This is a genomic window from Cupriavidus sp. FW305-46, from assembly GCF_058787075.1.
The window spans coordinates 14,589-33,497 of sequence record NZ_JBYSZI010000005.1 but is presented as its reverse complement, the minus strand read 5'-3'; the positions used below and the strand labels follow the sequence as shown (position 1 = coordinate 33,497).

The following is an 18,909-nucleotide window of genomic DNA, read 5'->3' as shown; positions in this document are numbered from 1 at the left end:
CGCATCGTTTTTGAATACAAGGTCAACGCATCATGCAGTTTCCGGAAATCACTCCCCTCGACGATGCCCTGCGCCCCGAGCTGCAGGCCGCCATCGACGACAAGACCAAGCCGCTCGGCGCACTGGGCCGGCTGGAATCGCTGGCCTTGCAGCTGGGCCTGATCCTCGGCACGGCGCGGCCGGTGTTGCAGCGCCCGACGGTGATCGTGTTTGCGGCCGACCACGGCGTGGCCGACGCCGGCGTCAGCGCCTATCCGGCCGAGGTCACCGCGCAGATGGTGCAGAACTTCCTGTCTGGCGGCGCGGCGATCAATGTGTTCTCGCGCCAGCACGGCATTGCGCTGGAGATTGTCGACGCGGGCGTGCGCGTGCCGCTGCCGGCGGCACCGGGCCTGGTCAACTGCCGCATTGCCGACGGCACCCGCAACTTCGCCGTCGAACCCGCGATGACGCCGGAGCAGGCCGCCGCGGCGATGACTGCCGGCATGGCGCGCGTGCTGCGCCATGCGCAGCAGGGCTGCAACGTGATCGGCTTCGGCGAGATGGGCATCGCCAATACCTCGGCGGCCGCCTGCCTGATGCAGCGGCTGACCGGCCTGCCGCTGGCAGACTGCATCGGGCGCGGCACCGGGCTGGACGATGCCGGCCTCGCGCGCAAGCGCGAGGTGCTGGAGCGCGCGCTGGCGCTGCATGCCGATGCGCAGGCGCCGCTGGATGTGCTGGCCACCTTCGGCGGCTTCGAGATCGCGATGATGGCAGGCGCCTTCCTGGCCGCCGCCGCGAGCCGCATGGTGATCCTGGTCGATGGCTTTATCGCCACGGCCGCGCTGCTGGTGGCGCAGCGCCTGGACCCCAATGTGCTGCAGTACTGCGTGTTCACGCACTGCTCACATGAGCGCGGCCACCGTGCGCTGCTGGACCAGTTCGGCGCCGCGCCGCTGCTGGCGCTGGACCTGCGCCTGGGCGAGGGCACGGGCGCCGCGCTGGCGTGGCCGTTGCTGGCCTCGGCGGCGGCGTTCCTGAACGAAATGGCGACCTTCAGCGGCGCCGGCGTCAGCACCGCCTCGCCATGAGCGTGCCGTCCGACCCGGTGCCTGCACAAGGCAGCGCCGCCGGCGTGGCCGGCGAGTTGCGCTATTTCCTGACGGCGCTGGGCTACTTCACGCGCGTGCCGCTGCCGGGCTGGCTGGCGCGCTGGGCCGGATTCGAACCGCACTACCTGCACGCCGCCGCGCGCTACTTCCCGCTGGTCGGGCTGCTGGTGGGCGGCGTGGGCGCGCTGGTCACCTGGGGCGCGATGCTGTGGTGGCCGCCCGGCGTGGCCGTGCTGCTGGGCATGGCCGCCACGCTGCTGCTGACCGGCGCCTTCCATGAAGACGGCCTGGCCGATTGCGTCGATGCCTTCGGCGGCGCGTGGCAGCGCGAGGACGTGCTGCGCATCATGCATGACTCGCGCATCGGCGCGTTCGGTGCGATCGCGCTGGTGGTGGCGTTGCTGCTCAAGTGGCAGTTGCTGGTGGCGATCGCGGGGCGCGGCGGGTTGATGGTGCTGCTGGCGGTGATCGTCGCCGCGCACGCCGCCAGCCGCGCGATGGCGGTCAGCTATCTGGCCACGCTGACCTACGTGCGCGCGCAAGGCAAGGCCAAGCCGGTGGCGCAGAAGCTGGCCGGCGCCGGGCTGGCGTTCGCGCTGCTGTGCGGGCTGGTGCCGCTGTGGCTGGTGTCGCCGTGGTTCTGCGCGGCGGCAGTGGTCGCGCTGCTGGGGCTGCGCCTGCTGCTCGGCCGCTACTTCGTGCGCCGCATCGGCGGCTATACCGGCGACTGCCTCGGCATGGCCCAGCAGTGCGCCGAGATCCTGCTCTACCTGGTGGCCGCGGCATGGATGTGGTCCTGATCCGCCATGCGCAGCCGCAGGTGCCGGCGGGCACCTGCTATGGCTGCCTCGACCTGCCGCTGGTGGCGCCGCTGGCGCCCGCGGCGGCGCGGATCGCCGCGGGCCTGCCCACGCCGGATCGCATTGTCGCCAGCCCGCTGGCGCGCGCGCTCGGCACCGCGCAGGCGCTGGTGCAGGCGCTGCCGGGCGGTGCACCGGCCATCGACACCGAACCCCGGCTGCGCGAAATCGATTTCGGCAGCTGGGAGGGCGTCGCCTGGGATGCGATCGACCGCGCCGCGCTCGACCAGTGGGCGGCCGACCTGCTGCACGCGCGCCCGCATGGCGGCGAAGCGCCGGCGCAGGCGATGGCGCGGGTTGCCGGCTGGGCGGGAACGCTTGCCACGGATCGCGCCGAGTGTCTCTGGGTGGTCGGCCATGCCGGCCCGATGCGCATGCTGGCCGCGCACTGGCTGGGCGTGCCGCTGGCGACGACGGTCAACTGGGCGTTGGGCTTCGGGGCTAGTTGTGGCTTCACGCTGGGGCCGGGCGGGGTCCGGCTCGGCTGGTGGAACCGCGCCGCCTGATCAGCGTGCGGGCCGGCGCTTGCGCGCCGTGTCGAGGTCCTTGCAGATCAGCTCGGCGCCTTGCGCCACGCGCGGACCGGCGCGGTTGACCAGGTCGCCGTCGATCACGAACAGGTTGTTGCGCGCCACCGCCGTGACCTGCTTCCAGCGCCGCCACATCTCGAAATCCGGCAGCGGCTGATCCGAGCGCGTGGCGCCCATGCCCGCCGTCAGCATCGCCTCCGGGTTGCCCGCGATCACCGCTTCGACCGACACGGTCGGCACCAGCGGCGTCTCGGCCGCGAACAGGTTGCGCCCGCCGCACAGCGCCAGCATGTCGCTGACCAGGTGCTGGCCGTTGAGCGTCATCAGCGGCTGCTGCCAGACCTGGTAGAACACCGTCACCGGCGGGCGGGCCGCGTAAGTCTTGCGCAGCGTCTCCACCTGCTGGCGGAAGCCGTCGGCAGCGCGCCGCGCGGTGGCTTCGGTGCCCAGCAGCGTGCCGAGCTTCTCCATGTTCTCCGGGATCGCGGCCAGCCTGCGCGGCTCGCTGTAGAACAGCGGGATGCCGAGCGCGCGCAGGCGGTCGGTCTGCTTCTGCGCATTGCCGTGGCGCCAGACCACGATCAGGTCCGGCTTGAGCGCGGCGATGCGCTCCAGGTCCAGCGCCTTGTTGTCGCCCACGCGCGCGATCTCGCGCGCCTGCGGCGGGTAGTCGCTGTAGCTGACCGTGCCGACGATGCGGTCGCCGCCGCCGGCCGCGAAGATCATCTCGGTGACGTGCGGCGCCAGCGAGATCACGCGGCGCGCGGGCTGCGGCAGCGTCACCGTCTGGCCAGCGTCGTCGACGGCAGACACCGCGGCGGCGGCAGGCAGGGCTGCCAGCAGCAGCGTGGAAGCGATAACGGGCGTCAGGCGGTTCAGCATGGAATCGGGGAAAGTGGTTCAGGCAGTGACCGCGGCCAGTGCCGCTTCCAGCCGCTGCCAGGCGTGCGGCTGGTCCGGCGGCAGGCCCAGGCGCAGGCTCGGCGGACAGCCGCCGGCGGCGTCGAAGCAGCGGGTCCAGACGCCATGCTGCGCGAGCCCGTGCTGCAGCCGTGCGGCGTCGCCATGCGGCACCCAGCAGAACAGCGGATGCATCACCGGCGCCAGGCCATCGCGGTCCAGCAGCGCGGCCAGCTTCGCCCCGCATGCTTGCAGCCGCGCTCGGTTGGCATCGTGCCAGGCGTGGTCGGCCAGGGCGTGCCGCGCGACCTCGCGTGCCGGGCCCGATACGGTCCAGTGGCCCAGGCGCTCGCGCAGCGCGTCGAGCAGTGCCGGCTGCGCCAGCACGAAGCCGCAGCGGATGCCGGCCAGGCCATAGAACTTGCCGATCGAGCGCAGCACCACCAGGCCGGCCTTGCCGCTGTGCGCGGCCACCGAGCCATCGGGCAGGCAGTCGATAAAGGCTTCATCGACCAGCAGCGTGCCGCCGCGCGCCGCCAGCTTCGCGTGCCAGCGCAGCAGCGTTGCGGCGGGCAGCATGCGGCCGGTCGGGTTGTTCGGGTTCACGACGACGAGATGGTCGAGTTCGTCGGCCAGCGCCGCCTGCGTGAAAGCCGCTTCATCCAGCGGCACCACCGCATGGCCCGCGGCAGCGAAGGCCGGCGCGTATTCGCTGTAGCCGAGTGCGGCAATGCCAACGCGGCCCGGGCGCAGCAGACCCGGCAGCGTGCGGATGGCGGCCTGCGAGCCGGCGACGGGCAAGGCCCGCGGCGCGCCGCAGGCCTGCGCGGCCAGCTCGGCCAGTCCGTCGTCATCCTGCGGCAGCCGTTGCCACGCTTGCGCAGGCAGCGCCGGCACCGGATAGCCGTCGGGATTGATGCCGGTGGACAGGTCGAGCCAGTCGCCGGCGGGGCGGCCGTAGCGGCGCACCGCGGCAAGCAGGTCGCCGCCATGGCGGATCGGGGGCAGGGCGGTGTTCATGCCGGCGTGGCAAGCGCAAGGACGGCCAGCGCGCTGGCGCCTGCCAGCGCCAGCCACAGCCACAAGGTGCGCTCGACCAGCCGCAGGCAGGCCATCACGTGCGCGGCTTGCGGCGCAGGGCCGGCGCCCAGCGGCGGGCGTTGCTCGATCTCGCCGTGATAGCGCGCCGGGCCGCCGAGCCGCACGCCCACCGCACCGGCGCCCGCGGCCATCACGGGGCCGGCATTGGGACTCGACCATGCCGGCGCCTGCGTGCGCCAGCAATGCAGCGCCTGCGCGGTGGCGCCGAGCAGCGCATAGGACAGCGCGGTCAGGCGCGCGGGCACGAGGTTGAGCCCGTCGTCGATGCGCGCCGCGGCCCAGCCAAAATACAGCAGCCGCGGCGTGCGGTAGCCCCACATCGCATCGAGCGTATTGGCCAGCCGGAACACGATCACGGCGGGCGCGCCGCCGACCAGGAACCAGAACAGCGCCCCGAAGACCGCGTCGTTGCCGTTCTCCAGCGCCGACTCGCAGGCGGCACGGGCCAGTGCTTCAGCATCGGCATCGGCGGTGTCGCGCGAGACGATGCGCGCGGTCAGCGTGCGCGCGGCGGGCAGGTCTGCGGCGGCGAGGGCGGTGGCGATCGGGGCGATATGCTGGTGCAGGCTGCGCGCGCCGAGTGCCGCGTGCAGCGCCACCGCATGCAGCGCCAGGGCGGCAACAGGATGCAGGCTGGCCGCAGCGTCGACCAGCCACCATGCGAGCGCTGCCGGCACCAGCACCAGCACACACCAGCCGGCGAGACCGGCAAGGCGCTGGCGCCAGGGCGCGCCGCGGTGCGGCGCAGGGTTGAGCCGCCGCTCAAGTGCGGCAGCGATGCGGCCGAAGCCCACCAGCGGATGCCAGCGGCGCGGCTCGCCCAGCCAGCGGTCCAGCACAACGCCCGTCAGTGCCGCTGCCACGCATGCCGGCCAGGCCAGCATCAGCATGTGGGATCGGCGCCTTTCACCGCAACCGGAATGCCTGCCACCATCAGCCGCACGCAGTCGGCGGCGGCGGCCAGCTTCTGGTTCAGGCGGCCCAGTTCATCGACATAGAAGCGGGTGATGGCGCCCATCGGGATCACGCCGAAGCCGATCTCGTTCGAGACCAGGATCACATGGCCCGGCAGCGTCGGCAGCGCGGTGAGCAGCGCTTCGATTTCCTCGGTGAAGGCATCCGGCGGCGTGATCACGCCATGCTCAGGGTACGCGCGGCCGTCGGGGAAGATCAGATTGTTCATCCACAGCGTCATGCAATCCACCAGGATGCAGCCGTCGTGGCGCGCGTTGGCGTAGAGCGCATCGGCCAGGTGCACCGGTTCTTCCACCAGGCGCCAGTCGGCGGGGCGGCGGGCGCGGTGCAGGGCGATGCGGACCTCCAGCTCCTGGTCGGCGTGCGCCGGGTCCTGGTGCGCGGTGGCGATGTAGGTGACCGGGCCGCCGGTGATGGTGGCATGGTCGGTGGCGAGCTGTTCGGCGTAATGGCTCTTGCCGGAACGCGCGCCGCCCAGCACCAGGGTGAGCTGGCGGTTACCGTGTCCGCCGGCGGCACGCGGCTGGCTGGCGGTGTCGGGGGCGGAGGCGGGTGCGATGGCCGGGGTTTCCATCCGCGTATTGTAGCCGCCGCATCCGGGCATCGCACGGGGAGGTGTTGCAGGCACCGGTGCGATAATCCGCCAATGCAGACCGACTCCTCGCAATCCCTGCCGCCGGGTGCCCTGCGCGGCACGCTGATGGTCCAGGGCACGACTTCCGATGCCGGCAAGAGCACCATCGTGGCCGGCCTGTGCCGGGTGCTGGCGCGTGCCGGCACGCACGTGGTGCCATTCAAGCCGCAGAACATGGCGCTGAACAGCGCGGTCACCGCCGACGGCGGCGAGATCGGCCGCGCGCAGGCGCTGCAGGCACAGGCCGCGCGGCTGGCACCGCATACCGACATGAACCCGGTGCTGCTCAAGCCCAGCAGCGACACCGGCGCGCAGGTGATCATCCACGGCCGCGCGCGGCTGGACCTGGATGCGCGCGCCTACCATGCCTACAAGCCCGAGGCGATGAAGGCCGTGCTGGCTTCGCACACGCGCCTGGCGCAGGCCTATGAGGTGGTGCTGGTGGAGGGCGCCGGCAGCCCGGCCGAGGTCAACCTGCGCGAGCGCGACATCGCCAACATGGGCTTTGCCGAGCGCGTCGACTGCCCGGTGGTGCTGGTGGCGGACATCGACCGCGGCGGCGTATTTGCGCACCTGGTCGGCACGCTCGACTGCCTGTCCGACAGCGAACGCGCGCGCGTGACCGGCTTCATCATCAACCGCTTCCGCGGCGATATCGGCCTGCTGGAGCCGGGACTGGACTGGCTGGTGGCGCGCACCGGCAAGCCGGTATTCGGCGTGCTGCCCTACCTGCACGGCCTGCATCTCGATGCCGAGGACGCCATCATCGGCGCGCAAGCGGACAAGGCCGGCACGCCGGCGCAGCGCCTGCGCGTGATCGTGCCGGTGCTGCCGCGCATCGCCAACCATACCGACTTCGACGCGCTGCGCGCGCACCCGCAGGTGGACCTGCAGTTCGTCGGGCCCGGCATGCCGATCCCGCCCGCGGACCTGGTGGTGCTGCCCGGCAGCAAGAACGTGCGCGGCGACCTGGACTTCATCCGCGTCAATGGCTGGGACGCGGCGCTGGCCCGGCACCTGCGCTACGGCGGCAAGCTGATCGGGATCTGCGGCGGCATGCAGATGCTGGGGCGGCAGGTGCACGATCCCGATGGCCGCGAAGGCCCGGCCGGCAGCAGCGCCGGGCTGGGCTGGCTGGACTTCGAGACCACGCTGGCGGCAGAGAAGCAACTGCGCCAGGTCGGCGGCCGGCTGGCGCTGGATCAGGCCGATGCGCCGGTGCGCGGCTACGAGATCCACCTTGGCGTCACCACGGGCGCGGGGCTGGAGCAGCCGGCCCTGTGGCTCGAGCGCGGCGACGGCACGGTGCGGCCCGACGGCGCGCGCTCGGCCGACGGCCAGGTGCTGGCCACCTATGTCCACGGCCTGTTCGACGAGCCTGCCGGTTGCCAGGCGCTGCTGCGCTGGGCCGGGCTCGACGGCGCCCAGGCGGTGGACCTCGATGCATTGCGCGAAGCATCGATCGAGCGGCTTGCCGACACCATGACCGCGCACCTGGACCTGGAAGCGATGCTGGCGCCGCTGCGGCGCTGACGCACGCGGCACGGCCGCCTGGCAGGGCCCTGCTAGAATCGCGAATCTTTCGCATTTGCATTCTGCGTGGAGGTGGCTTGTGCGCCATATTCCACGCAGGCAGCGTCCGCTCAACGTACTTCAGCCCCCACATGGTCACCGGCCGCCTGCGCGTCGTCCTCGTCAAACTGCACCTGTATATCGGCCTGAGCCTTGGCCTGCTGTTCGTCCTGTTTGGGCTGACCGGCATGACCATCGCCTGGCGCGAAGAACTGGATGCCTGGCTCAACCCTGACCTGCTGGTGGCGTCCGCGCCGATGACGCAGCCGGTGTCGCCGGCCACGGTCCAGGCAGTGACCGAGCGGCTGGCCGCGCCCCCCTACGGCAAGCCCAACCTGCTGATGCTGCCGGTCCATGCCGACGGCGTCTTTATCGCCTGGTATCCGGTCAAGGGGCCCGACGGCGTGGTGCCGGGCCGCTCGCGCCAGGTGATGGTCGATCCGGTCACGCTTGCGGTGAAGGGCGAACGCGTCTGGGGCGAGGCGGGCCTGTCGCGCCGGCTGCTGCTGCCGACGCTGTTCCACCTGCATCGCTACCTGCTGTCGGGCGACACCGGCAAGACCATCACCGGCATCGCCGGCATGCTGCTGTTGCTGACCACGCTGGTGGGCGTGGCGGTGTGGTGGCCCAAGATGAAGCTGCGCTCGGTGGTGCAGGCGTTCCGCATCACCCATGGCGGATCATGGTCGCGCTTCAACTATTCGCTGCATCGCGCCGGCGGCATCCTGGCCGCGCCGGTGCTGGCCACCATCGCCTTTTCGGGCTGGTACCTGAACCTGCCGAAGTGGGTGACACCGATGGTGGCCGGCGTGATGACCGTGACGCCGCCGGTGAAGCACGTCTCGGCACCGGCGCCGGCCGGGGCCCGGCCGCTGGGCGCGGGCGAGATCATGGCGGCGGCGCAGGCCCAGTACCCGCAAGCGCAGGTGACCCGCATCAGCTTCCCGCGCAAGCCGGGCGACGCGTTCGAGATCCGGCTGCGCCAGCCCGGCGAGGTGCGCAAGGATACCGGTGCGACGCGGCTGTGGCTCGATGCCTGGAGCGGCAAGCCGCTGGGCGTGCGTGATCCGCAGCAGGCGCCGGCGGGGGACACGTTGCTGAACTGGCTGTTCCCGCTGCATACCGGCGAGGCCTTCGGGCTGCCGGGGCGGATCTTCATCACGCTGTTCGGGCTGGCGCCGCTGGCGTTTGCCGTGACCGGCGTGCTGATCTGGTGGAAGCGGCGGCGGGGACACCAGCGGCATGTGGTGAAGGCCGCACAGCGATCCGGCATGCGCCGGGCATGAAAAAAGCAGGCCGCCGGCCTGCTTTTTTTGTCTGGCGCGGCGCCGCCGCTCAGATTTCCAGGTTGTCGATCAGCCGGGTCGCGCCCAGCTTGGCGGCGGTCAGGATCACCAGCGGCTCGCCGGCGAGAAATTCCTCGCGCGTCGGCGCCTGCAGGTCGACGCGCTTGCGGATCGACACGTAGTCCGGCTTCCAGCCGCGCCTGGCCAGCGATTCCTTCGCATTCGCCTCGACCGCAAGCAGGTCGGCGGAAGCGCGGTCGCTGCCCAGCACGGTGTCGCGCACGTCATGCAGCGTGCGGTACAGCACCGGCGCCTCGGCGCGTTCGTCGGGGGTCAGGTAGCGGTTGCGCGACGACAGCGCCAGGCCGTCTTCGGCTCGGATGGTCTCGGCGGGGATGATGTCGATCGGCAGGGCAAACTGCTGCACCATGCGGCGCACGATCATCAACTGCTGGTAGTCCTTCTTGCCGAACACCGCCACGCGCGGCTGCGCGCACGAGAACAGCTTCATCACCACCGTGCACACGCCCTTGAAGAAGCCGGGGCGGAACTCGCCTTCCAGGATGTCACCCAGGTCATGCGGCGGCTCGACGCGGTATTCCTGCGGTTCGGGGTACATATCGCGCTCGGACGGCGCGAACAGCACGTAGACGCCTTCCTTCTGCAGTTTTTCGATATCGTCCTGCAGCGTGCGCGGGTACTTGTCGAAATCCTCGTTCGGGCCGAACTGCAGGCGGTTCACAAAGATCGATGCCACCACCGGGTCGCCGTGCTGGCGCGCCAGGCGCATCAGCGACAGGTGGCCTTCATGCAGGTTGCCCATGGTGGGGACGAAGGCAGCGCGGTTCTGGCCGCGTAGTTGGTCGCGCAGCTCTTGGATGGAGGAAATGACTTTCATCTGCCTTGGTGTGCTGGTCGTGGTAGGTGTGACCCGGGCGCCGGTCCGTCGAGGGGCGGCACATGGACTACCGGTCTCGGCCTTCTGTCGGGCGCGGGGCCTTCTGGCACTTGCCTGCGGGGCCTGCACCGTGGGCCATTTGACCGGCTGTCGGCGGATTGTAGAACATGTTGGGACGGGGCCGGACCCCGCAGCGCGGGTGGGTCAGGTCGGGCTGTACGCCAATCGCACATAAATTGGTGCGAACGGTTCGGCCTGGGTGATCTCCACCAGCGCTTCGCGCGACAGCTCCAGCATGGCGATAAAGTTCACCACCACCACCGGCACGCCCTTGCCGGAGCGCACCGCGTCCTCGAACAGCTCGGAGAATTCCATGAAGCGCGCGTGCTGCAAGCGGCGCAGGATCTGGCTCATGTGCTCGCGCACCGACAGTTCCTCGCGCGAGATCTTGTGGTGCTGGTTGAGCTTGGCGCGCTTGAGCACATCGGCCCAGGCGGCCTGCAGGTCGATCGTCTCCACTTCCGGGAAGCGCGGCGCCAGGCTCTGCTCGATATACACCTGCGAGCGCAGGAAGTCGCGGCCCAGCTGCGGCACCGTGTCCAGGCGCTGCGCGGCCAGCTTCATCTGCTCGTATTCCAGCAGGCGGCGCACCAGCTCGGCGCGCGGGTCCTCGGCCTCATCGTCGCTGTCGGCCTTCTTGACCGGCAGCAGCATGCGCGACTTGATCTCGATCAGCATGGCCGCCATCAGCAGGTATTCGGCGGCCAGCTCGAGGTTGGTCTTGCGGATCTGCTCGATGTAGGACAGGTACTGCCGGGTGACCTGCGACATCGGGATGTCGAGGACATTGAAGTTCTGCTTGCGGATCAGGTACAGCAGCAGGTCCAGCGGGCCCTCGAAGGCTTCCAGGAAGATCTCGAGCGCATCCGGCGGGATGTACAGGTCCTGCGGCAGCTTGAACAGCGGCTCGCCGTACAGGCGCGCGAAGGCCATCCCGTCGACCATGTCGGCGGGGCCGGCAGTGCCGGCTGCAACGGCCGGGGCCACGGCAGGCAGCTCGACGGGCAGTGGCAGCTTGTCCTGGTCGCCTGCGCTCATGGGCGGCGTGCGCTCGCGGGGGCGGCGGGAATCAGTTGTCCTGCGCGTAGACGTATGGCTTCTGCGCCACGCGCGAAGCTTCGGCGCGGGCGCGCTCTTCCAGGTCGATCGGCGACTTGTCCCACAGCAGGGCACGGCCGTCGCGCTGTTCGGCCTCCAGCGTCGGGCGCTCTTGCTTGAGCTGCTTCAGGAACTGGGTGATATCGGATTCGTAGATGGCCATGTTCAACCGTGATGCGCCCGCGCGGGCGCCAGATAGGTACAGTGGGCCACGATTTTACAGTATCGGCCCCCCGGGATGCATCCAGGCCGGGTGCAAGGCGCCGGAAAGTTCCGGGCACAAGGCCGGGTGTGGTCAAATACCGACTTTGTATGTGTGGACAATCGGCGATGCCGCAAGACACCGCTATTACCGCTGACTCTGCTGGCCGCGCGCGCGTGGCCGTTCGCTTACTGGCCGCGCTGGGCGCGGTGCTGGCGCTGGCGGCCGCCCCGGCGCGCGCCGCCTACAAGGTCGAAGTCGAGGCGCCCAAGCCGATCCGCGAGATGCTGGAAGAGCATCTGGACCTGGCACGCTACCAGGACCGCGCCGACCTTTCGCCGGACCAGCTCGACTATATGATCGAGACCGTCGGCGAGCAGGTGCGGGCGTTCACCTCAACCGAGGGCTACTTCGACCCGACCACCACCACCCGCGTGGAAGGCGAGGGCGACAAGCGCGTGGTCCACGTGATGGTCGACCCCGGCGCGCGCACGCTGATCCGCAATGTCGACGTCCAGGTGACGGGCCCGGCGGCCACGCGCTCGCCCGAACAGGTGGCCGAGCTGCAGGCCAAGTGGGGACTGCCGGTGGGCGAGCCGTTCCGGCAGGGTGACTGGGACAAGGCCAAGGAGGACGCGCTGGTCACGCTGCAGAGCCACAACTACTACGGCGCGCGCCTGGCCGCGTCGCAGGCGCGCGTGGAGCCGGACGACCAGCGCGCGGACCTGTCCGCGCATTACGCCAGCGGCCCGGCCTACCTGCTGGGGCCGCTGAAGGTGACCGGCACGCGCCGCTATCCGGAACAGATCATCTACAACGTCAACCCGCTGAACGAGGGCGAGCCGTACCGCGTGGAGCGGCTGCTCGAGCTGCAGCGCGCGATCCAGAACCAGCCGTACTTCTCCAACGTGCAGGTCGACCTGGAACCGCCCCCGGACGCCGACAAGGCGGCAGACGGCGTGGTGACCGCGCCGGTCTCGGTGCGCGTGCGCGAATATCCGGCGCACCGGCTCAACAGCGGCGTGGGCTTTACCACCGACACCGGCGCGCAGGTCGAAGGCCGCTATTCGTACTACAACCTGTTCAACCGCGCCTGGACCTTCGACTCGCAGGCGCGGCTGGAGCAGAAGCGCTCCTATCTGTTCGCCGAGGCCGCGATGCCGCCGGACCGGGGCAACTACCGCAACAGCGTGTACAGCAGCTACGAGCGCACCATCGACATCGAGAACACCGACACTACCAGCCTGCGCGCGGGCCTGAAGCGCTCGCGCTCGCGCGAGAAGTACGATGTGACGACGTCGCTGGATTTCTACTACGACAAGCTGCTGCCGGATGGCCAGGCCAGCCAGATCAGCAAGGCACTGGTGCCGGCCTTTGCCTGGACGCGGCGCGACGTCGACAATCCGGTGTTCCCGCGCCGCGGCAACGTCATCAGCACCCAGATCGGGGTGGCCGCCAGGGGTTTCCTCAGCGATGCCACCTTCCTGCGGCTGTACGGCCGTATCCGCCAGTACATACCGGTGGGCAAGCGCGACCTGGTGGTGGCACGGCTGGAACTCGGTGCCGACCTGACCGGCGACAGTTCCAGCCAGATCCCGGCCACGCTGCGCTTCCGCGCCGGCGGCACCGATTCGATTCGCGGCTACACCTACCAGTCGATCGGCACGCCCAGCGGCTCCAGCATCTTGCCGGCCAAGTACCTGGGCACCGGCAGCCTGGAGTACCAGTACTGGTTCAAGCCGGACTGGGGCGTGGCGGTGTTCTGGGATCTCGGCACCGCCGCCGACAACCTGCGCGGCGTGACCATCTACAACGGCGTGGGCGTCGGCGTGCGCTGGCGCACGCCGGTGGGCCCGCTGCAGCTGGACGTGGGCTACGGCATCCAGGAGCAGCAGTTCCGCCCGCATATCTCGCTGGGGGTGGCGTTCTGATGCGGCACCCTCGTCTTTCACGCCTGACCCGGATGCAGGCATGAGCGCCCACGATCTGCCTTCGGTGCCCGGCAGCGATTCGGCCCGGACTCCGACCCCGCCCGCGCCGCGCAGGCGGCGGCGGTTGTGGCGCGTGCTGGCCTGGCTGGCCGGCATCCTGCTGCTGCTGATGGTGGCGCTGGCGGCGGCGGGCGTGGCGGCGCTGCGCACCGAGACCGGCACCCGCCACCTGTGGACGCTGGCCACGCGGCTGTCGGCCGGCATGCTCAGCGGCCGCCTGGAAGGCGGCACCGTGGCGCACGGCCTGCGCCTGCGCGACGTGGTGTTCGCCAGCGGCCAGACGCGCGTGGCGGTGGACCGCGTGGATGGCAACTGGGTGCTCGGCTGGCAGGCACGGCGCCTGCACGTGCAGTGGCTGCGCATCGGCAAGGCCGAAGTGAGGCTCGGCCCGTCCGAGCCGAGCACCGAGCCGATGCAGAAGCCCACCTCGCTCGAACTGCCGCTGGCCATCGATGTCGATTCGCTGACGCTTGAGCGGCTGTCGCTGCTGCAGGGCACGGCGCCCACGGCCGAGCCGATGGTGTTCAGCAACCTGGCCGGCGCGCTGCACAGCGACGGCCAGCGCCACCGCGTCAGCGTGGACAAGCTGGAAACACCGTACGGCAAGCTGGCGGCCAACGCCCAGGTGGGCGCACGCGCGCCGTTTGCGCTCAGCGCCGAAGCCTTGCTGGAGAGCAGCTGGCAGGATGAGTCCTTTGCCGTCAACGCCACCGCCAAGGGCAACCTGGACGCGCTGCGCGCCGAGCTGCAGGCCAGCGGCGACCGCATCCACCTGCGCGCCGGCGTCGACCTGACGCCGTTCGGCAAGGTGCCGTTCACGCACCTGCTGGTCGATGGCGATCGCATCAACCCGCGCCTGTTCAGCCCGTCGGCGCCCCAGGCCAACCTGACCGTGCATGCCGAACTGCGGCCGGTGGGCGGCGTGGCGGCGGCTGCCGGCGCGCAGGCGGCCAGCGCCGTGGCGGCATCGGCGCCGCCGGCGGCATCGGGGGTCTCCGCATCCGCCCCTGCCGCTGCGCCTGCGCCCGCACCGCTGGCTGTCGCCGGCGACATCGAGATCCGCAACCTGGAAGCCGGTCCGCTGGACAAGGAGCGACTGCCGGTGCAGTCGGTGCGCGCCCATGTCGAGCTGAGCGAGATGGCACAGGCCGTCTCGGACCTGCGCGTGGCGCTGGCCGGCAAGGCCGAGATCTCCGGCGGCGGTTCGCTGCGCGGCGGCCGGGGCGGTTTCGACCTGGACGTGCGCAGGCTGGACCCGGCCGCGCTGCATGGCTCGCTGACCAGCGCCAGCCTGTCCGGCCCGGTGGTGGTGCGGATGGAGCCGGGCCGGCAAAGCGTGGCGCTGGACCTGTCGGGCGGGCCGCTCAAGCTTTTCGCCGATGCCAGCATCGATGCCGAGGCGCTCACGCTGGCCACGCTGCGCGCCGCGGTGGGCCCGGGTCTGCTGACCGCGGAAGGCAAGCTCGGCCTGAAGGACAAGCAGCCGTTCAGCTTCAAGGGCAAGCTGGCCTCGTTCGATCCCTCGCGCCTGGCCAAGGTTGCCGCGGGCCGCATCAATGCGGACTTCACCGCGACCGGCGAGATCGCGCCCGAACTCGGTGTGGCGCTGGATTTCGCCGTGCATGAGAGCGAATACGCGGGCCTGCCGATGACCGGCGGCGGCAAGGTGCGCCTGGCGGGCGAGCGGCTCTTGCCGAGCGAGGCTTCGCTGAGCATGGCCGGCAACCAGGCCAACCTGCGCGGCAGCTTCGGCGCGCGCGGCGATGCGCTCAAGCTGGCGGTCGATGCGCCGCAGCTGGAGCGGCTCAAGTTTGGCGTGGCCGGCAAGCTCAAGCTCGACGCCACCATCACCGGCACGCTGAAGAAACCCGAAGTGGTGGCCGACTACAACGCGCAGGCGCTGGAAGTGGGCCCGCACAAGGTGGCCAGCGCCAGCGGCCGCGCCGAGGTGCGTGGCGGCCTGGACGGCCCGCTCTCGGTGCAGCTGGCCGCGCGCGACTACCGCGGCCCGCAGGCCAGCCTGAGCACGCTCGACGCCACGCTCAACGGCACCCAGGCCAACCATACCTTCGACGTCAAGGCGGCCGGCAGCCTGAACAAGCGGCCATTGCAGCTGGCGCTGGCGGGGCAGGGCGCGTGGAAGGGCAAGGACGGCTGGAACGGCACCATCCGCACGCTGGAAGAGCGCGGCACCGTCAACCTGCGCCTGGCCGCGCCGACGCAGCTGCTGGTGGCCGACCAGCGCGTGCGCCTGGGCGCAGCGCGCCTGCTGCTGGACCGCGCCACGCTGACCATCGACAGCCTGGACTGGGACCACGGCCGCATCCGCAGCGCGGGCAGCCTGGACGGCCTGCAGGTGGGCCATGTGCTGGAGCTGATGGAAACCATCACCGGCGAGAAGCCGCCGGTGCGCTCCGACCTGGTCATCGACGGCCGCTGGAACCTGGCGCTGGCCGAGACCGCGACCGGCTTTGCCGAACTGCGGCGGCGCAGCGGCGACCTCTCGGTCAACGCCGGCCGGGGCTTCACCACGCTCGGCCTGGGCGAGACCAGCCTACGCGCCGACGCCGGCGGCAACCGCATCGCGCTGCGCGGCGGCATGGTGTCGGGCCGCATCGGCAAGGTGGTGGTGGACGCCTCCGCCGGACTGGTGCAGGAGCAGGGGCTGCAGACCGTGGGCCCGGCCTCGACCCTGGGCGGCACGGTCACCGTCGACGTGCCGCGGCTGAAATCGCTGGAAGCGCTGACCGGCCCGCAGTACGCCTTCGACGGCAAACTGGCCGCGGCGATGCGCCTGGCCGGCACGATCGGCGCGCCGCTGCTGACCGGCACCGTCGACGGCGACAACCTCGCCGTCACGCTGTACGACCTGGGCCTGCGCCTGACCGACGGCACCGTGCGCGTGGTGCTGGACCAGAACACGGTCGAGCTCAAGCACGTGGAATTCCACGGCGGCGACGGCAAGATCACCGCCACCGGCAACGTCAAGCTGGGCGAGGCCGATCCCAACCTGACCGGCAAGATCGTCGCCGACAAGCTGCAGCTGTTCGCCAGCCCCGAGCGCACGCTGGTGGTCTCGGGCGATGCCACCATCGCCAACGAGAACAAGCAGGTCGTGATCCGCGGCAAGATCCATGTCGACCGCGGCCTGTTCGACCTGCCCAAGGCCGGCGCGCCGGTGCTGGGCGACGATGTGGTGGTGATCCGGCGCAAGGACCAGCGCGCCGTGAAGACTGCCGCCACGCAGGCGCCGGAGACCAAGCCGGCAAGCAAGTTCAGCCCGGTGATCGACCTGACCGTGGACCTGGGCAACAACTTCCGCTTCCGGGGCGCGGGCGCGGACCTGTTGCTGGCCGGCCAGATGGGTGTCAAGAGCGAACCCCTGGCACCGATGAAGGCCACCGGCACGGTGCGCGTGACCGACGGCACTTATGAAGCCTTCGGGCGCAAGCTCGACATCGAGCGCGGCATCATCAACTTCAACGGCCCGATCGACAACCCGAACATGAACATCCGCGCCATGCGCCGCAACCAGGAAGTGGAGGCGGGCGTGGAGGTGACCGGCACGGTGCGGCTGCCGCGCGTGCGGCTGGTGTCGGAACCCAATGTGCCGGATGAGGATAAGCTCTCGTGGCTGATGTTCGGCTACGGCGCCGAAAGCGCCGGTGCCGGCCAGCAGCGCCAGCTGGGTGGTGCCGCGCTGGGCGGCGCGGCGCTGGGCATGATCGGCGGCAAGGCCGGCAAGGGCATCGTGCAGCATTTCGGCATCGACGAATTCTCGATCGGGCCCAGCACCGCGGGTCTCAATGACCAGCAGGTGGTCAGCATGGGCAAGGCCATTACCGAGCGTATGTCGGTAGGCTATGAGCAAAGCCTGACATCGGCCTCGAACGTGGTGAAGCTGACCTGGCAGTTTTCACGGCGCTGGTCGCTGATTGCCAAGGGCGGGTCCATCAACGGTTTGTCGGTCTTGTTCAACCGCCGCTTCGACAGCTGGGCGAACCTGTTCAGCGGGACCTCGGGTCGCAGCGACACCAGAAGGAGCCAGCAGGATGAGAGCCAGCCAACCAGTCCCGACAGCGCGGCACAGGCAGCCTCGGCAGCCATCGCCGAGCCCGTGCGCCGCTGACGGACGCCCCGCAACTTTCGCGTCGCCGCGACGCCTTGCCGCCATGGGACTCTTTGCCTCTTTGCTTGCGCTGTTCGGCTGCGACCAGCAGAAGGTCGATGAAGCCATGAAGAAGGCGGGCGACACCGCCCGCAACACCTGGAACGCGATCAAGCCCGACAGCGAGCTGTTCAAGGGCATCGTTCCCGGCCAGTCCACCGAGGAAGACCTGCGGCGCCAGGCCGGCAAGCCGGAGATCGTCTGGGAAGAAGCGGACGGCGGGCGCCGGCTTGAATACCCGCGCGGCCCGGAGGGCACTACCACCTGGATGGTCACCATCAGCGCCGATGGCAAGGTCGCGAAGATCGAGCAGGTGCTGTCAGCCGAGAACTTCGCCCGCGTGCGCGCCGGCATGAGCAAGGACGACATCCGCCGCTTGCTGGGCAAGCCCACCAAGGTGGAGGCGTTTGCGCTGAAGAAGGAAGAGGTATGGGGCTACCGCTGGATGGAAACCTCCACCGACAAGGCCTTCTTCAACGTGCATTTCAACAGCGACGGCACCGTCACCACGACCTCGCGCAGCGACGATCCGTCGAAGATGCAGGGCGGCTGACGCGCGCCCCGGTCGTCAGTGGAGCAGGTGGCAGGCGGCCACGTGCGCCGGCGCGGCTGAGCCGGCGGCCGGGTCCAGCCGCAGCATGCGGGGGATCTCGGTGGCGCAGGCCGGCACCGCGCGCGGGCAGCGCGGATGGAACTTGCAGCCCGCTGGCGGGTTCAGCGCCGAGCCGATATCGCCCAGGATCAGCCCCTCGGCCGGCTGGTGGTCGGGGTCGGGCCGCGGCGCCGAGCCCAGCAATGCCTGCGTGTAGGGGTGGCGCGGGGTGCTGAACACCGCCGCGCTGGGCCCGCTTTCGGCCATATTGCCCAGGTACATCACGCCCACCGCCGAGCTGAAGTGCTCCACCAGCGCCAGGTCATGGGCGATCACCACATAGGCCAGGCCGAAGCTGCGCTGGATATCGGACAGCAGGTTGACGATCTGCGCCCGGATCGAGACATCCAGCGCCGAGGTGGGCTCGTCCAGCACGATCAGCCGCGGCTGCAGCGCCAGCGCGCGCGCCACGGCAATGCGCTGGCGCTGGCCGCCGCTGAACTCGTGCGGGTACAGGTCGAGCGCGCCGGGCGGCAGGCCGACGATCTCCAGCAGCTCCAGCAGCCGCCGGCGCAGCGCGGCGCGGTCGCCGCCCTGGCCGTGCGCAAGCAGCGGCTCGGCCAGCAGCATGCCCACTTTCAGGCGCGGATTGAGCGACGAGGACGGATCCTGGAACACCGCCTGCACCTGGCGCCGGTAGCCCAGCACGCCCTTGCGGTCCAGCGCCAGCACGTCCTGGCCGTCGAAGCGGATGGTGCCGGCGCTAGGGCGCTCAAGCAGCAGCAGCTGCCTGGCGATGGTGGTCTTGCCGCAGCCGGACTCGCCCACCAGCGCATAGGTCTGGCCGGCATCCACGGCAAAGCTGACGCCGTCGACGGCGCGCACGGTGCCGCCGCCGCGCGCGGGGAAATGCTTCTTCAGGTTTTCGACTTCGAGCAGCATGGCCGC

General features: G+C 70.5%; 16 protein-coding genes. 8 read left to right on the top strand and 8 right to left on the bottom strand.

All coding sequences use genetic code 11. The features are described from left to right. The first annotated feature begins 32 nt into the window (after positions 1–32). Genes cobT through AC3WON_RS03615 form a run of 3 tightly spaced genes read left to right on the top strand, consistent with a single transcriptional unit; the run spans position 33 to position 2,460 of the window. Positions 33–1,073, top strand: a complete 1,041-nt coding sequence (gene cobT / locus AC3WON_RS03625) for a nicotinate-nucleotide--dimethylbenzimidazole phosphoribosyltransferase (protein WP_492319713.1) — start codon at positions 33–35, stop codon at positions 1,071–1,073. Beyond that, complete coding sequence (locus AC3WON_RS03620) at positions 1,070–1,894, top strand: adenosylcobinamide-GDP ribazoletransferase (protein WP_051591649.1); 825 nt, start codon at positions 1,070–1,072, stop codon at positions 1,892–1,894. Before cobT ends, AC3WON_RS03620 begins: the two co-directional genes overlap by 4 nt. After that, a complete protein-coding gene (locus tag AC3WON_RS03615) occupies positions 1,879–2,460 on the top strand; it encodes a histidine phosphatase family protein (RefSeq protein WP_492351169.1) in 582 nt (193 codons plus the stop codon). The genes AC3WON_RS03620 and AC3WON_RS03615 overlap by 16 nt, the downstream gene beginning before the upstream one ends. Here the strand turns inward: AC3WON_RS03615 and AC3WON_RS03610 are convergent, their stop codons facing one another. From AC3WON_RS03610 to cobU, 4 genes are read right to left on the bottom strand one after another with little or no spacing between them, the layout of a single operon-like run. Beyond that, positions 2,461–3,366 (bottom strand): cobalamin-binding protein, encoded by a 906-nt coding sequence (locus AC3WON_RS03610; RefSeq protein WP_492319715.1) that lies wholly within the window; start codon positions 3,364–3,366, stop codon positions 2,461–2,463. An 18-nt stretch (positions 3,367–3,384) separates the two neighbouring features. Beyond that, entirely contained in the window at positions 3,385–4,404 is a 1,020-nt protein-coding gene (gene cobD, locus AC3WON_RS03605) for a threonine-phosphate decarboxylase CobD (protein WP_492351168.1), read from the bottom strand. Next, positions 4,401–5,375 carry an adenosylcobinamide-phosphate synthase CbiB gene (cbiB, locus tag AC3WON_RS03600; RefSeq protein ID WP_492351167.1) on the bottom strand — a complete coding sequence of 325 codons (975 nt, stop codon included), beginning with the start codon at positions 5,373–5,375 and terminating at the stop codon, positions 4,401–4,403. Before cbiB ends, cobD begins: the two co-directional genes overlap by 4 nt. Beyond that, complete coding sequence (gene cobU, locus AC3WON_RS03595; RefSeq protein WP_492319736.1) at positions 5,369–6,064, bottom strand: bifunctional adenosylcobinamide kinase/adenosylcobinamide-phosphate guanylyltransferase; 696 nt, start codon at positions 6,062–6,064, stop codon at positions 5,369–5,371. Before cobU ends, cbiB begins: the two co-directional genes overlap by 7 nt. A gap of 42 nt (positions 6,065–6,106) precedes the next feature. Between cobU and AC3WON_RS03590 the strand changes: the two genes are divergently transcribed. Together AC3WON_RS03590 and AC3WON_RS03585 are read left to right on the top strand one after the other, a co-directional pair. Next, positions 6,107–7,627, top strand: a complete 1,521-nt coding sequence (locus AC3WON_RS03590) for a cobyric acid synthase (RefSeq protein WP_492319718.1) — start codon at positions 6,107–6,109, stop codon at positions 7,625–7,627. A 131-nt stretch (positions 7,628–7,758) separates the two neighbouring features. Further along, a complete protein-coding gene (locus tag AC3WON_RS03585; protein ID WP_492319719.1) occupies positions 7,759–8,952 on the top strand; it encodes a PepSY-associated TM helix domain-containing protein in 1,194 nt (397 codons plus the stop codon). Between the two features lie 49 nt (positions 8,953–9,001). Here AC3WON_RS03585 and panC read toward each other — a convergent pair whose 3' ends face one another. The 3 genes from panC to AC3WON_RS03570 form a co-directional block, all read right to left on the bottom strand. Next, positions 9,002–9,850, bottom strand: a complete 849-nt coding sequence (panC, locus tag AC3WON_RS03580; protein ID WP_492319720.1) for a pantoate--beta-alanine ligase — start codon at positions 9,848–9,850, stop codon at positions 9,002–9,004. Between the two features lie 204 nt (positions 9,851–10,054). Further along, a complete protein-coding gene (locus AC3WON_RS03575) occupies positions 10,055–10,948 on the bottom strand; it encodes a segregation and condensation protein A (protein ID WP_492351166.1) in 894 nt (297 codons plus the stop codon). A 31-nt stretch (positions 10,949–10,979) separates the two neighbouring features. After that, positions 10,980–11,171 carry a DUF3460 family protein gene (locus AC3WON_RS03570; RefSeq protein WP_010814904.1) on the bottom strand — a complete coding sequence of 64 codons (192 nt, stop codon included), beginning with the start codon at positions 11,169–11,171 and terminating at the stop codon, positions 10,980–10,982. Positions 11,172–11,338: 167 nt separating this feature from the next. Between AC3WON_RS03570 and AC3WON_RS03565 the strand changes: the two genes are divergently transcribed. Genes AC3WON_RS03565 through bamE form a run of 3 tightly spaced genes read left to right on the top strand, consistent with a single transcriptional unit; the run spans position 11,339 to position 17,922 of the window. Further along, a complete protein-coding gene (locus AC3WON_RS03565) occupies positions 11,339–13,141 on the top strand; it encodes an autotransporter assembly complex protein TamA (protein ID WP_492319722.1) in 1,803 nt (600 codons plus the stop codon). 40 nt (positions 13,142–13,181) lie between these two features. Beyond that, on the top strand, positions 13,182–17,330 hold the full coding sequence (locus AC3WON_RS03560) for a translocation/assembly module TamB domain-containing protein (protein ID WP_492351165.1): 4,149 nt from the start codon (positions 13,182–13,184) through the stop codon (positions 17,328–17,330). Between the two features lie 43 nt (positions 17,331–17,373). After that, positions 17,374–17,922, top strand: coding sequence for an outer membrane protein assembly factor BamE domain-containing protein (gene bamE / locus AC3WON_RS03555; RefSeq protein ID WP_492319724.1), 549 nt, complete (start codon positions 17,374–17,376; stop codon positions 17,920–17,922). Between the two features lie 15 nt (positions 17,923–17,937). Here bamE and AC3WON_RS03550 read toward each other — a convergent pair whose 3' ends face one another. Next, positions 17,938–18,903 carry an ABC transporter ATP-binding protein gene (locus AC3WON_RS03550; protein ID WP_011615927.1) on the bottom strand — a complete coding sequence of 322 codons (966 nt, stop codon included), beginning with the start codon at positions 18,901–18,903 and terminating at the stop codon, positions 17,938–17,940. Positions 18,904–18,909: the final 6 nt, after the last annotated feature.

Coding starts and splice junctions, on each gene's coding strand:
- cobT (WP_492319713.1), top strand. CDS start 33: ATGCAGTTTCCGGAAATCACTCCCCTCGACGATGCCCTGCGCCCCGAG.
- AC3WON_RS03620 (WP_051591649.1), top strand. CDS start 1,070: ATGAGCGTGCCGTCCGACCCGGTGCCTGCACAAGGCAGCGCCGCCGGC.
- AC3WON_RS03615 (WP_492351169.1), top strand. CDS start 1,879: ATGGATGTGGTCCTGATCCGCCATGCGCAGCCGCAGGTGCCGGCGGGC.
- AC3WON_RS03610 (WP_492319715.1), bottom strand. CDS start 3,366: ATGCTGAACCGCCTGACGCCCGTTATCGCTTCCACGCTGCTGCTGGCA.
- cobD (WP_492351168.1), bottom strand. CDS start 4,404: ATGAACACCGCCCTGCCCCCGATCCGCCATGGCGGCGACCTGCTTGCC.
- cbiB (WP_492351167.1), bottom strand. CDS start 5,375: ATGCTGATGCTGGCCTGGCCGGCATGCGTGGCAGCGGCACTGACGGGC.
- cobU (WP_492319736.1), bottom strand. CDS start 6,064: ATGCCCGGATGCGGCGGCTACAATACGCGGATGGAAACCCCGGCCATC.
- AC3WON_RS03590 (WP_492319718.1), top strand. CDS start 6,107: ATGCAGACCGACTCCTCGCAATCCCTGCCGCCGGGTGCCCTGCGCGGC.
- AC3WON_RS03585 (WP_492319719.1), top strand. CDS start 7,759: ATGGTCACCGGCCGCCTGCGCGTCGTCCTCGTCAAACTGCACCTGTAT.
- panC (WP_492319720.1), bottom strand. CDS start 9,850: ATGAAAGTCATTTCCTCCATCCAAGAGCTGCGCGACCAACTACGCGGC.
- AC3WON_RS03575 (WP_492351166.1), bottom strand. CDS start 10,948: ATGAGCGCAGGCGACCAGGACAAGCTGCCACTGCCCGTCGAGCTGCCT.
- AC3WON_RS03570 (WP_010814904.1), bottom strand. CDS start 11,171: ATGGCCATCTACGAATCCGATATCACCCAGTTCCTGAAGCAGCTCAAG.
- AC3WON_RS03565 (WP_492319722.1), top strand. CDS start 11,339: ATGCCGCAAGACACCGCTATTACCGCTGACTCTGCTGGCCGCGCGCGC.
- AC3WON_RS03560 (WP_492351165.1), top strand. CDS start 13,182: ATGAGCGCCCACGATCTGCCTTCGGTGCCCGGCAGCGATTCGGCCCGG.
- bamE (WP_492319724.1), top strand. CDS start 17,374: ATGGGACTCTTTGCCTCTTTGCTTGCGCTGTTCGGCTGCGACCAGCAG.
- AC3WON_RS03550 (WP_011615927.1), bottom strand. CDS start 18,903: ATGCTGCTCGAAGTCGAAAACCTGAAGAAGCATTTCCCCGCGCGCGGC.